This is a genomic window from Hymenobacter aranciens (assembly GCF_030580865.1).
Classification (GTDB): Bacteria; Bacteroidota; Bacteroidia; order Cytophagales; family Hymenobacteraceae; genus Hymenobacter; species Hymenobacter aranciens.
Window position 1 is genome coordinate 303,386 of sequence record NZ_JAUQSY010000005.1, and the last position, 12,746, is coordinate 316,131.

Below are 12,746 nucleotides of genomic sequence, written 5' to 3' on the forward strand. Positions count from 1 at the left end.
TTTACCCTGGTTTATGAAAAAAGAACTACGCAACGCCTTTGGCAAAATCTCGCTGGCCACCGAATTTGACGAGGCGAACGGCTGGGTGTATAACAACTGGCAGGGCTACCAAACCCGCGAGAGCGTGATGGCCGGGGCCAACCTCTGCCTGCAGGTGCTGGCCCCCACGCGCTGCCGCTTTCTGCTGAACGACAACACGCTCGTGACGGGCCCCTGGGACCACGCCGTGGACTGGATTGCCGTGGACTGGACGCCCCGCGCCATTGCCGGCGGCCTCACGCATTTCGCGCACATCGTGAGCCCCGAGTCCTTCGCCGCCCTCTCGGGCGAGATGATGCACTCGCGCATCGGCGACCATTTTCAGATGCGCATTTTCGGGAACATCGGGGCGGCGCAGCAGTGGTTGCGTGAGGCGCAGGCGGTGGTGGGGTAGATAGCCGCATCACTACTGCCGTGAAGGTGCTATCTGTAGGCTTTTGCACGGATTAGCGTTTCAAACCCTACTATGCGTTGTAGGGTTTGAAACGCTAATCCGTGCAAAAGCCTACAAATAATAGTGGATTTTAGAGCCTAATCCCTGTAAATTTTCATAATCGTTGTAGGTTTTGAAAGCTCTCCGTCTCTAAAAGCCTACACTATCTGTAGGCTTCAGAAACTTTCCAACTACAATAGCCTACACTCCAACTGACCGCCAATCGGCCATAAAGCATTCATCAGCGCGGCGGGAAGCACTGCTGGTAGCTTCAAAACTGCCTTACTTTGTAAAAAAGCTGCTTGCCATGTCTGAATCCGCCGTGCCCCGCCTCACTTACCTGCGCATTAAGAACTACCGCGCCCTGCGCGACGTGGAGTTTCGGGACCTGACGCCGCTGACGATGCTCATTGGGCCGAACGGCAGCGGGAAATCGACGGTGCTGGATGCGCTGGCGTTTCTGGCGGAGGCGGTGGGGGGGGATTTGAAGGGCGCGTGGGAGCGGCGCAACCGGTTTGCGGGGATGCGCACGCGGGGAGGTGAGGGGAGTATTGAATTTGAGATAACAATCAGTCTACAGCTTGGGCAATCGGCCATTAAATACGAATTAGAGGTCGATGAGAAAGATGGGCAAGTATACATGGTAGGTGAAGCGGTTTCTATTTCTGATAAGGCCGGGTCATTTCGTTACGCGTTTTTTGCTGAAAATTATAGCTTCAATAGTTTTACTAATGTTACTCGATTTATTAAACGAGTAGCAAGTGAAGGTTTAGAAAAAGTTGAAACTTATGAAAGCGCGGAAACACATGAGTTATTTAAACGAGGGCCGTTGATTCAGTCCTATTCTGGATTTAACAATGCAGCTAGGAACGAAGCTGAATTGATAGTGAGTCTTCTCACTTCCTACCGTAACATCCACCTCACCGACGACCATCTCAAAGGCTACTCCGACGCCGGTCCGCGCGAACGGCTCTCTCCCAACGGCGACAACCTGCCCAACGTGCTCTACTACCTGCACGAGAAGCACCCGGACGTATTGGAAAAAATAGCGGCCCAGCTGCGGCGCTGGGTGCCGGGGCTGGCCGACATCGTGACGGAAATAACCTCGGATGAGCGGCTGCTGCTGCGCTTCAAGGATGCGCCATTTGAGAAGCCGCTGCCGGCGCAGTATATGTCGGGCGGCACGATGCGGCTGGCGGCACTGCTCACGCTGCTGTATGAGCCGAACGCCACGGGGCTGCTGGGGATGGAGGAGCCCGACAACGAGCTGCACCCGCTGCTGCTGTACCGGCTGGCCGAGGAACTGGGCAAGGCCACCGAAACGCGGCAGCTGCTGGTGACCACGCACTCGCCGATGCTGCTGGATGCGCTGGCGCCGGAGCAGGTCTGGATTCTGCACCGCGATGCCGAGGGCTACACCCAGGCCACGCGCACGGCGGATATTCCGAACGTGCCGGAGCTGGTGGAGGACGGCTCGCCGCTGGGGTATTTGTGGACCAGCAATGCTTTCCACGTCGGGAATCCATTGGCGGCTTATCATCCCCGGCCCGATGCACGTTGAGTTTCTGCTGGAAGAACCTTCGATGGAGGCGGCTTTAAACCAACTGCTGCCCCGGGTATTGCTGCCGACGGATACCTGGCATTGCGTACCGCACCGGGGCAAGGATATGCTGCTGTTGCGCCTGCCCGCCCTGCTGAAAAACTACGCCCGGCGGCTGCCACACGAGCCCGGGCTGCGGGTGGTACTGCTGATGGATGCCGATGCGGATTGCCGAAAAGTCAAGGCTAAACTGGAAAGCCTGGTAGCGGCGGCCAACCTGCCGACCAAAACGACGGCGGGGCCCGACCAACCTTTTCGGGTAATAACCCGCCTGGCGGTGGCAGAGCTGGAAGCGTGGTTTCTGGGCGACCGGGAGGCTATTCAGGCCGCTTACCCGCGGGTTCACCCGCACCATTTCAAAGGGCTGCACCGCGACCCCGATGCCATTGTGGATTGCTGGGAGGCGCTGCACCGCGTGCTGCAGGAAGGCAAGTATTACCTGACCAGCAAAGCCAAGGTGGAGTGGTCCGAAAACATTGCGATGCACATAGACCCGGCACGTAATAGTTCGGCCAGCTTCCGGTATTTCTGCCAGGGCCTGGCCGCCCTGCGCTAGCCGCTACTTCTGCTCCTGCCGAAACACCAGCCGCGCCGCGCTACCCGCGCCATCATACAGCCGCAGCTCGGGGCCGCTGATTTCGTAGCGGGCGGTGCGGGCCAGGTTGGTCAGGTAGCGGTTTTCGAGCTCCTGCGCAGGGCAGGTGGCGCGGGTGGTGATGGGCTCGGTGATGTGCAGCTGCTGCCCGCCACCCAACTCGAAGCGGCTGCTAAAATTATTGCACGGCCCCAGGCCCACGGTGCAGTGGCCGAGGTCGACGAATTCCAGGTAGGAGGTATTGTGGCTGGCATCGGCCGGCGTCAGGGCCGTGCCGTCGACTTGCGTGAGCAGCCAGCGGTGGTCGAGTAGCGCGGTGGCGCTGGGGGAGGCGTTTTCCTTCTCGCAGCTGGCCAGCGTGAGGGCGGTGATGCTGAGCAAAGGCAGGAGCAGGCGCGGGCGGATAGTCATGGCGGGGAGAAGGAGTTGCGGGGCGAATAACGGGAAAAAGCGGCGGATTGGTGCGGGGCAGCTTTAAAACCCTTCGGGATGAGACGATAGCCACGCCGCGTATTTTTCGCGGTAGTGGTTTCGGGTAGCGGTGTCGTGCAAGATGAAGTCAATCCCGCCGTCGTAAGGTGCTACAATACAGTTATTGACTATCGAGACGAAAAAGGCTCGCATTTCATCATTGGCAATAGCGCGCAGCATTTCATTAAACTTGCCCGATTGCCAGCGCTGTTCGCTGAAACTAACTTGGTAAAAGTCGCCAGCGTCGTAGTGCGCCGGGCTGCTCTGGTGTAAGTCGAAAACGTCAGCGACGGTCACAAAAGAGTAGTTTGCAAGCGCTGTTTCCTCAAGTGCAGACTCGAATGGTATCCCTTCGTGCCGGTATTCGCCGGTAACTAGCAGAATCGGACCTGATTCGCCCAGCAAGTCAGTGATTATTCCGTTTTGCCGGTCCAGCAAAACCTGCCATTCGGCCTGGGTTGAGGCATATTTTTTTGATTCCGGCAGGCTATGAATCCGGAACCATCGGTCGCGATACGCCTTTTTGAGATTATGTCCCAGCGGTAGCGTAGCAGGGTAGGTAGTTGCCCAAAAGGTGGAAAATTGCTCGGCAGTCATGCAGGCAAAGCTACTCGCTAGTTACCGGCCGAAGTATTGAAGGTCACCGCCAGATAATACAGCCCGCCCACGCTCGGGCCGCCGAGGTAGCTCACGTAGTATTTGTTCAGCACGTTGCTGGCCCCCAGCTTGAAGCGCAGGCTGGGTTTCGGCACGAGGTAGCTGATTTGCGCATCCAGCGTGTGGTAGGCGGGCACGGTGCCGGTCACGAGAAAGGTTTGGGAGTAGTAGGCGTCCTGCCAGCGGAAATTGAGGCCGAAGCCGAAGTTTTTATAAGCGTTTTCGTTGGCCAGACTCAGGTTGCAGGCCCAGCGCGGGGTGTTGAAGCCGTCTTCGAGGCCGTCGCCGTTGGTGCGGCGGTCGAGGCGGGCGTAGGTGAGGTTGGCCCCGGCGAGGTAGCCGTCGGGCAGCTCGTAGCGCAAACCCAGCGAGCCGCCGTAGTTCTGTACCTGGCTGCGCGAGTTGGTCCAGAGGCGGTAGCGGGCCTGGGTGGGGTTGGGGCTGGTGAGGGTGGTGTTGTTGAGGGCGGTAGCGACGGCGTTGAGGGGCGCATCGGCGGGCAGGGGCGGGCCGCCCGCGCCGCTGACGGGCACGTAGGCCTCGACTTGGGCGATGAAGTCGCGGTACTGATTGTAGTAGAAATCGACGTCGGCCAGCAGGCGGCCGCCGGGCAGCAGGGCCGCCTTGTAGCCCAGTTCCAGCGAGTTGATGTGCTCGGGGCGGAGGTAGGTGTAGGGGTTCTTCACCAGCTGGCTCTGGTTGTTGGCAATGGCCTGGGCGCGGCTCAGGCCGTTGGTGTTGATGTCGCGGGTCACGGCCGCGTTGAAGGCGTCGATGGAGCTGCGCAGGTAGCTGTTTTCGAACACGCCGTCGCTCATCACCCGCAGGCCGCCGATGCGTTTCACCTGCCCGCTGTTCACGTTCGAAAACGCCTCGAACAAGCTCGGGAAGCGGTAGCCGCTCTGGTAGCTCAGCCGGAAATTGTGCCGCGGCGTGGGCGAGTACCCGGCCGTGAAGCGCGGGTTGAATTTCAGGTCGAAGTAGTCGTTTTTATCGGCCCGCAGGGTGGCGGTGAGGCGGAGTTTTTCGTTCAGCAGCCGGGCGCCGGCCTGCACGAAGCCGCCGGTTTTGGAGTAGGTCAGGTTATCGGTCAGCCGGTCTTTGCCGGGCTCGGGGTTGATGAAATAGTTGCCATCGGGCACGATGATGTACGTGCGGTGGTCGGCTCCGAGGGAGAAATCCACGGCGGCGGGCAAACGGCTACCGGCGCGGCGCAGGGCCTCGGCCAGGTTCACCTGGGCTTCGGCGTGCACGAGGTCGGCGCGCACGCGCAGGGCCGCGCCCTGGTCCCAGTTGTTGATGTCGGCCAGTTTGTTGAGCTGGTCGTTGAAGGCGGCGGTACCGGGCTGGTAGCGGCCGGCATCGGCGGCGAGGCGGGCGGCGGCGTGGGCCTGGGCCACGGTCTGGCCGGCCTGGGTGGCGGCGTTCCAGGCGGCGGTATAGTCGGTGCGCCAGGTGGCGTCGGTCTTGAAGCTGCGGTCGAGGTTTTCGGCGGCCGAGCGCAGGTTGTAGCTTTTGCCGGTGTTTTCCTGGGTGAAGTAAGCGCGGGCCTGCATCACCGGTCCGGTCAGCTGTAAGGCGTGCTGCTGCAGGCGGTAGTCTTCGAGCCGGAAGCGGTTCGAGCGCTGGTACACGTTGTCGAACCCGGCCACGCGGTAGGTGTAGGCCAGCTCGGTTTGGGAGTTGAAGCGGTAGTGCAAGGCGGCGTCGGTCTTCAGGGTCTGGAGGTTGTAGTCCACCACGTCCTGCTCGCGGTAGCCGGTGCGGGCCACCTGGTAGCTTTTGCCACCCAGCGTCAGGTTGCCGCGGTTCGACGACTCGTTGCCGTAGCCGCTCACCGGGTCGCGGCTGGGGTTGTCGGCCCCGAAGAGGCCGGTGGTGGCGTTGCCGTTGGGGTTGATGTCGGTCTGGTCGCTGGCAATCCAGTCGTAGACGCGCAGGTAAGTGCCGTTTACTTTGAAAGCCAGCTTGTCGGGCACCAGCACCTTGGCGTAGCGCAAGCTGGTTTCGGAGTAGCTATGCGCGTCGGTGTTCGGGTCGTTGACGTGGTTGACGCCCGTTTTCTGCTGCACGCTCAAACCCTCGGACCGGAACGGATTGCGCGTCGTAAAATTGGCCAGCCCATTGATGGCATTCAGCCCATAAAGCGCAGCCGCCGTGCCCGGCACAATTTCCACCGCCTGAATATCCAAATCCGACGGACCCAGCACGTTGCCAATCGGCCCGCCGATGTGCGGGGCCTGGTTGTCGATGCCGTCCACGAGCTGCACGAAGCGCACGTTGGTGGTGTTGCTGAAGCCCCGCGCATTTATCACCTTGAAGCCCAGACTGGGCGTAATCACCTGCACGCCCTTCAGGTGCTCAATGGCATCGAAAAACGAGGGTGCGGGCGTGAGGCGCAGAGCGCGCGGATTGAGCTTTTCCACCGTCACCGGCGACTGCAGGATGCTTTCCTCGACCCGCGAGGCGGAGACGACGACTTCGCTGAGGTCGATTTTGGTAGAGTCGGGGAGGGGCGGGCGGCGGGCCGGGGTGGGTTGGGCGGCAGCTAGCTGGGTTAGCAGTAAGCCCGCGCTGGCAGGCAGGATGGAACGGCGTAAAAGCTGGGTCATGGGTTATGTTTGGGCAAACATAACGGTGGCTCCAGCATATTGTTTGGCGCGGCCGCCGGATTTACTTTCTAAAATATACAGTAACAGCCCGCTACTCGCGCAAGCGCCGGGTTTCTTCGGCCAGAAATTCCTGAAACCGCGCCTGGATGCCCCGAAACTCAGCCAGGGCCTGCTCGCCCTCGGGCGTGACGACGGTGCCGCCGCCGCTTTTGCCGCCGGTTTGGGTGGCCACCAGCGGGCGGGCAGCCTGCGCGTTCAGCGACTGCACCAAATCCCAGGCCCGCTTGTACGACATGCCCATGGCCACGGCCGCCTTCGAGATGGAGCCGGTGGCCTGGATGTGCTCCAGCAGTTCCAGCCGGCCAATGCCGAGGAAGCGCTCCGTGGCGCCTTCTACCCACACGCGACCGGTGAGGCGGAAAGCGGCGGCGTCGGGGAGGAGGTTTTTCATGGGAACAGGTGTTTTTTTACCGCAGAGGACGCAGAGTTCAGGAGTGGCAGCTTACCTCAATCAGCAGTCCATCCAAAGCTGTGAAGTTCGGATACGCCAGGGGTGCTGTGGGCTAGCACCAGCACGCATCCGCCGGTACCTTCCAGAATGGCCATCGCATCGGCTCCGCAGGCGAGGTGGTGCCGGAAGCCGAAATGCGTTTCCTGGAGGCCGCGAAATTACGGCTGGATGGTCCGAAACGGATGCCCGCCCCGGGCCAGCTTCTCCACCATCTGCACGGCGCGCCGGGCGCGGGTGTCGGGCGTTTTGGCTTCTTCAATCTGGCGCACCATAGCCCGTTTCATCGCGCCGTTGAGGGGCTCGTAGGCGGCCTGGGCTTCGGGCCAGGCGGCGAGGGCTTCGAGCAGCTCGTCGGGCAGGTCCACGCGGTCGGGGTCCGGGTCGGGGGTAAGGGTGATGCTCAGTTCCTGGCCGATTTCAATGCCCAGCTCCTTACACAGGCTTTTGCGCAGCATGAGGTAGCGGCCGCCGCCTTCCAGCGGCAGCAAGCCCAGCCGCTCAGTGTGCCGGCCGATGGTCATCAGCACTCTTTTTGCCTTCTTACCCAGGGTTTCACGCACGGTTTCGGGCACCACAATAATTTGAGTGGGCATAAAGCTGGGGCCGCCGTGTTCAAGCACGGCGCGGAAGGTGACGGCGGGAGAATCGGGCATGGCGGCGGCAAAGAGAAACGCCCCGCAAGCTAGCGCCGCGCCACCAAAACCTTTGCGCTACCTCTGCTTGTTATGGCAGCCACTCAATAATTCCCATTCGTTATGAAAGTTGAAATCTGGTCCGACCTCGTGTGCCCGTTCTGCTACATCGGCAAGCGCCGCTTTGAGGCGGGCCTTCAGGCTTTTGCCCACGCCGATACCGTGGAAGTAGTGTGGCGCAGCTTTGAGCTCGACCCCAACGCCCGGCCCGAGCCCGGCCGCTCGGTGCACGAATCCTTGGCCGAGAAAAAGGGCATTTCCGTGGCCCAAGCCAAGCAAATGGGCGCCCACGTCACCCAGATGGCGGCCGAGCTGGGCCTCAGATACGACTTCGACCGCGCCATCCCTACTAACACTTTCCTGGGCCACCAACTGGTGCATTTCGCCGCCCACCACGGCCGCCAGGATGCCATGAAGGAGCGCCTGATGGCCGCCTACTACACCGAGGGCCAGAACCTCAACGACCTCGCCACCCTCACCAGCCTGGCCGCCGAAATCGGCCTCGATGCCGAGGCCGCCCGCCAGGCCCTGGAGGCCGGCACCTACGCCAACGAGGTGCGCCTCGACGAGTACCAGGCCCAGCAAATCAACGTGCGCGGCGTGCCCTACTTCGTGTTCGAGGACAAGTACGCCGTGTCGGGCGCGCAGCCCATCGAGCTATTCACCGAAGTGTTGCAAACGGTATGGAATGAGGCCCATCCGGCGCCCACGGTACTGGCGACGGGCGAAGCGTGTGACGTGGACGGCCAGAATTGCTAGGCAGTAGCGCGGACTACAAAGTCCGCGCTACAATTCACGCCCGCCGCATCGGAATGTGCGGAATTCCGTCCTCGATGTACAGTGGCCCGCACTGCTCGTAGCCGAAGTCGTTGTAAAAACGCTCCAAGTACTTCTGCGCGCCAATCTTATTGGGCTGAGGGCCAAACAGCGCCTGCGAATACGCCAGGGCTTGCCGCATCAGCTCGCGGCCGAGGCCGTAGTTGCGGTAGGGCTGCGCCACCACCACGCGGCCAATGCTGGCTTCTTCGTAATACTGGCCCGGGCCGAAGAGGCGGGCGCCAGCCACGAGCTCGCCGGCTTCGTTGTGGCCGAGGAGGTGAAAGGCGTCTAGGTCGCGGCGGTCAATGTCCTGGTACGGGCAGTTTTGCTCCACCACGAACACCTCCGAGCGCAGGCGCAGCATGTCGTAGAGAATGAGGGGCGGCAGGGTGTCGAAGGGCAGGCAATTCCAGTGAATAGTCATGCGGGAGGGGTGGCGACGGCGGCGCACTGCATGTGGCCGCTACTTTTGCGGGTGTAAACTCGGGCTAATTTAAGCCGGCGGGGGCGCATTAAACTTACTTATGGCAGCAAAGAAGGTACTGGCGCAGGAGCCGCGGGCAGTTGGTCGGCGGAAAGCGTGGCAAAACGTGGCGGGGGGTATTCTATTGCTGGGCGCGGCGGCCACCGCCGCCTTCCGGCAGCTGCCGGCCGACGAAGACGTGGTGCGCCGCGTGCTGCAGCAAGTCGGCGACTATTACGCTAACACCTTGCCCGAGAAGGCTTACCTGCACCTCGACAAGCCCGTGTACGCCACCGGCGAAACCATCTGGTTTAGCGGCTACGTGGTAGATGCTCAGCGCCACCTGCCCGACTCGCTTAGCAAAGTGCTCTATGTGGATTTACTCTCGCCGGAGCGCAAAGTGGTGGCCCGCCGCACCCTGCGCCTGCACCAGGGCCGCACCGAGGGCGACATTGCGCTGAGCGACTCGCTGGCCGCCGGCACCTACCTGCTGCGCGCCTACACCAGCTGGATGCGCAATGCCGGCGACGACTTTATCTACAGCCGCCGCCTGCAGGTGTGGCCTGCCTCGGTGTGGACTAACTCTGAAACCACTGCCGCCAAGCCCGCCGCCCCGGCCCCGCCCGCCGGCCGGCCCGACGTGCAGTTTTTCCCCGAAGGCGGCAGCCTGGTAGCCGGCCTGCCCAGCGTGGTGGCCTGCAAAGCCATCGACGCCAGCGGCCGGGGCCTCACCGTGCGCGGCCAGGTGCTCGATGGGCAGGGCAAAGCGGTGGTAGCCACTTTCAGCAGCCGCCACCTGGGTATGGGGCGCTTCAGCTTCACGCCCGCTGCGGGCCAGAAATACCGCGCCCACCTCACCCTGCCCGACGGCAGCACGGCCGACTACCCGCTGCCCGCCGTGCAGCCCAGCGGCTACACCCTGCACGCCGTGGATGGCGGCGACTTCTACACCGTGGAAGCGCGCCGCCAGGGCCCGGCCGCCGCGGGCGCCGTGTGGCTGCTGGCCGAAGTTCGGGGCTTTTTGGTGTACCCCGGCACGCGCAGCTGGGGCCCGCCCACGGCCCCGGTAAGCTGGAAAATCGAGAAAAAGCAGCTGCCCAACGGTATCCTGCACCTCACGCTGTTTGACGAGCAGGGCACGCCCCAGGCCGAGCGGCTGGCCTTCGTGCAAAACGCCGCCACCGCCCTGAAAGTGAGCATCACCACCGACAAGCCCAGCTATGGCCCGCACCTGCCGGTGCAGCTCACGGTGCGCGTGGCCGATGCCGCCGGCCAGCCCGTGGCCGCCCAGCTCTCGGTAGCCGTGGCCGAGGCCGGCCTGCACGGCATCGATGCCGAGGCCGAAACCATTGCCTCCAACCTGCTGCTGACCTCCGACCTGGCCGGCTACGTGGAAAACCCCGGCTACTATTTTCGCAACCCCACGCCCGAAACCAGCCAGCACCTCGACGACCTGCTGCTCACCCAGGGCTGGCGCCGCTTCGTGTGGAAGCAGGTGCTGAGCGGCACCGTGCCGCCCGTGCGCTACGCTGCCGACCAGACGCCTACGCTCAGCCTCAGCGGCCAGGTGGTGGGCGAATACGGCACCCAACCAATGGCCAACGCGCCCATCACCTTCATGCAGAGCCGCCCCAATCGGGTGGTAGCTTCCGCCACCGCCACCGCCGATGGATTATTCCGCTTCACCGGTTTCGATGGCCGCGATACGGCCGTGGTGACCCTGCAGGCCCGCCGCGCCCAGGGTACTAACCCCGTTCGCATCCTGCCCGAGCTGGGGCCCGCCACCACCGGCCCGGTGCTGCCCGCGCTGCCCGGCACCCAGTCGCCCGCCGTGGCCGACTACGTGCGCCGCAGCCGCCAGCAGCAAGTGGATGAGCACAACCTGCACCCCGAAGACGACATCCGCAACATCCAGCTCAGCAACGTGTCCGTCACGGCCAAGCGCCTGCAAGCTTTTGAGAATGACCCGCGCCATCCGCCCGGGGCCATTCCCAGCACCACCATCAACATGGCCGATATTTTGTCGGCCCAGTCGGCCCAGTCGCTGCTGCAACTGCTGCAGGGTCGGGTGGCCGGGCTGGTCGTCAGCGGCCAGGGACCCAATGCCACGGTGCAGATTCGCGGCCAGGGCTCGCCCATGATTCTGCTCGACGGCATGCCCTCAACGCTGGATGCAGTGCAGAACATGCCCGCCAGCGAGTTCGAATCGGTCGAAGTGTACAAAGGCACCGATGCCGCCATCTTCGGCAGCCGCGCCAGCGGCGGGGCCCTGGCCGTGTACACCAAGCGCCGCAGTCCCAATTTCAAAGCCCTGGCCGCCAAACAGCCCGCCGCGCCGGGCCTGTCCATTTTCAAAGTGCCGCCCTTCTACCAGACCCGCGAATTCTACCAGCCGCGCTACAATGCCCTCGTCGTGAACTCGCTCACCGACCCGCGCCGCACCACCCTCTACTGGAACCCCAGCGCCCGCACCAACGCCAGCGGCGAAACAAAGCTCTACTTCTTCACCGCCGATGCGGGCGGCACCTTCCAGGCCGTGGTCGAAGGCGTGTCGGCCACCGGCCAACCGGCCCAGGCCAGCACCACGCTGGTAGCCCGCCCCAAATAAAAAGCCGGCGGAGAGGCCGACTTTTCACAAATCCTGCGAATAGTTTTAGCTCGCCTTATTGAATACGGCTTCTTCCAGGCGCTGGAAGCGAGCTTCGTAGGTTAGCAGGGGCGTAGTGCGAACTTCCAGCGCGTCGGTGCGGCGGCTGTCGTGCACCATCAGGTCCAGCAGTTGCTGCTGCGCCGTGAGCATGGCCCTGATGTTTTCCTGGGTGGCATCGATACGTGCCTGATTGGCGTCGGTGCGCTGACCGATTTCCCGAATTTCAGTCAGCTTAGCATCCTGCCGTTCTTCGGCGCGGGTTTGCTGCGCATCCGATATTTTCAGGATGTCGATGACGCTGTCCATCTGCTCGGCTTGGCGGTCCATGCGGCGCAGTAAGTCGGCTAACATTGCCTCAATCTGTCCGAAACGCTCATTATGGTTCATCTGCTTGTATGTTAAAGAGCTGAATTTTGAACAATATACGATGAATAATTACTTTTTCGTAAAACAACTACTCCTTTGGCATCCGGGCTACCTCCTCCATCGTCACCACCCGATAGGGAATGCCCATGCGGGTAGCATTGGCTTCCACGGTAGTCGGAAAACCGGCCTTCCGGCGCCGTTCGTTCACCTGCGCCGCGTTTTTGATAGGCCAGATAAACGGCGGCTGGCCCTCGCGCTGGCCATTCTGCGGGTTGGTCACGTTGTAGCTCAGCGCCTGCGTGCCGTAAAGCTGGGGTTTGCCGCTGCGCATCAGCTGGCGGTCGAGCATCTGGGCGTAGAGGTAGTAGGGTAGCTCGCCTTTCTTGGCAGCTTTCTTTATCTGCGGCAGGTAGGTGTCAATGTCATCCGAATGCTGAATGACGTACCAGGCCGCCTCGTTGGTCGGCTCGCCCACCAGGGTTTTGCCAGGGTAGCCGTACTGCTTGATAATAGCTTTTACGCGAGCCTGATTTGCAGCATCGGTGGCGTTGAGCTGCTTGTTGAGGTAGGGATAGAGCTCCTCGCGGCTCTTGCCCAGCGCCCGGGCCAGCGAGTCGGGGTTGCGGTTCACCCGCGAGTCGAAAAGCAGCGTGCGGTAGCGCTGGTCCACGGCGTAGATGCTGTCCAGCCCGTGCTTCAGGCGCGGGTTGAGAGCGGTTTGGGCGGCGGCGGGGAGGGTGAGCAGGAGGAGGGCGAAGGGGAGGAGTTTCATTGAGAAATAAAAGTAAGCGCTGGTGTTCAACCCCACCCCCGGCCCCTCCCCTTCGGGAGAGGGGAG

13 protein-coding genes are annotated in these 12,746 nt (G+C 62.4%); 5 read left to right on the plus strand and 8 right to left on the minus strand.

The annotated features are described in order from the left end of the window. Positions 1–13 precede the first annotated feature (13 nt). The 3 genes from Q5H93_RS09275 to Q5H93_RS09285 all read left to right on the plus strand — a co-directional run bounded on the left by Q5H93_RS09275 (position 14) and on the right by Q5H93_RS09285 (position 2,628). Positions 14–433 carry a hypothetical protein gene (locus Q5H93_RS09275; protein ID WP_305006239.1) on the plus strand — a complete coding sequence of 140 codons (420 nt, stop codon included), beginning with the start codon at positions 14–16 and terminating at the stop codon, positions 431–433. Between the two features lie 346 nt (positions 434–779). After that, a complete protein-coding gene (locus Q5H93_RS09280; RefSeq protein WP_305006240.1) occupies positions 780–2,033 on the plus strand; it encodes an AAA family ATPase in 1,254 nt (417 codons plus the stop codon). After that, positions 2,023–2,628, plus strand: a complete 606-nt coding sequence (locus Q5H93_RS09285; protein WP_305006241.1) for a DUF4276 family protein — start codon at positions 2,023–2,025, stop codon at positions 2,626–2,628. The genes Q5H93_RS09280 and Q5H93_RS09285 overlap by 11 nt, the downstream gene beginning before the upstream one ends. Before the next feature lie 3 nt (positions 2,629–2,631). On the opposite strand, the gene Q5H93_RS09290 is transcribed toward Q5H93_RS09285, so the two are convergent. From Q5H93_RS09290 to Q5H93_RS09310, 5 genes are all read right to left on the minus strand, one after another. Then, a complete protein-coding gene (locus tag Q5H93_RS09290; RefSeq protein ID WP_305006242.1) occupies positions 2,632–3,078 on the minus strand; it encodes an META domain-containing protein in 447 nt (148 codons plus the stop codon). Between the two features lie 63 nt (positions 3,079–3,141). Continuing rightward, the gene (locus Q5H93_RS09295) at positions 3,142–3,735 is read right to left on the minus strand and encodes a DUF3885 domain-containing protein (protein ID WP_305006243.1); all 594 of its coding nucleotides are present in this window, start codon (positions 3,733–3,735) and stop codon (positions 3,142–3,144) included. A 17-nt stretch (positions 3,736–3,752) separates the two neighbouring features. Further along, complete coding sequence (locus Q5H93_RS09300) at positions 3,753–6,407, minus strand: TonB-dependent receptor (protein ID WP_305006244.1); 2,655 nt, start codon at positions 6,405–6,407, stop codon at positions 3,753–3,755. 91 nt (positions 6,408–6,498) lie between these two features. Beyond that, positions 6,499–6,858 carry a winged helix-turn-helix domain-containing protein gene (locus tag Q5H93_RS09305; protein ID WP_305006245.1) on the minus strand — a complete coding sequence of 120 codons (360 nt, stop codon included), beginning with the start codon at positions 6,856–6,858 and terminating at the stop codon, positions 6,499–6,501. Positions 6,859–7,076: 218 nt separating this feature from the next. After that, positions 7,077–7,571 carry a YdeI/OmpD-associated family protein gene (locus tag Q5H93_RS09310; protein ID WP_305006246.1) on the minus strand — a complete coding sequence of 165 codons (495 nt, stop codon included), beginning with the start codon at positions 7,569–7,571 and terminating at the stop codon, positions 7,077–7,079. Between the two features lie 102 nt (positions 7,572–7,673). Here Q5H93_RS09310 and Q5H93_RS09315 point away from each other — a divergent pair, with 102 nt between their 5' ends. Beyond that, positions 7,674–8,369 (plus strand): DsbA family oxidoreductase, encoded by a 696-nt coding sequence (locus Q5H93_RS09315; RefSeq protein ID WP_305006247.1) that lies wholly within the window; start codon positions 7,674–7,676, stop codon positions 8,367–8,369. Between the two features lie 34 nt (positions 8,370–8,403). On the opposite strand, the gene Q5H93_RS09320 is transcribed toward Q5H93_RS09315, so the two are convergent. Beyond that, the gene (locus Q5H93_RS09320; RefSeq protein ID WP_305006248.1) at positions 8,404–8,853 is read right to left on the minus strand and encodes a GNAT family N-acetyltransferase; all 450 of its coding nucleotides are present in this window, start codon (positions 8,851–8,853) and stop codon (positions 8,404–8,406) included. Positions 8,854–8,953: 100 nt separating this feature from the next. Between Q5H93_RS09320 and Q5H93_RS09325 the strand changes: the two genes are divergently transcribed. Further along, positions 8,954–11,500: a TonB-dependent receptor gene (locus Q5H93_RS09325; RefSeq protein WP_305006249.1), complete on the plus strand. Its 2,547-nt coding sequence runs from the start codon at positions 8,954–8,956 to the stop codon at positions 11,498–11,500. A gap of 45 nt (positions 11,501–11,545) precedes the next feature. Here the strand turns inward: Q5H93_RS09325 and Q5H93_RS09330 are convergent, their stop codons facing one another. Beyond that, positions 11,546–11,893, minus strand: a complete 348-nt coding sequence (locus tag Q5H93_RS09330; protein WP_305006250.1) for a hypothetical protein — start codon at positions 11,891–11,893, stop codon at positions 11,546–11,548. Between the two features lie 103 nt (positions 11,894–11,996). Next, positions 11,997–12,680: a DUF6624 domain-containing protein gene (locus tag Q5H93_RS09335; protein ID WP_305006251.1), complete on the minus strand. Its 684-nt coding sequence runs from the start codon at positions 12,678–12,680 to the stop codon at positions 11,997–11,999. Positions 12,681–12,746 lie beyond the last annotated feature (66 nt).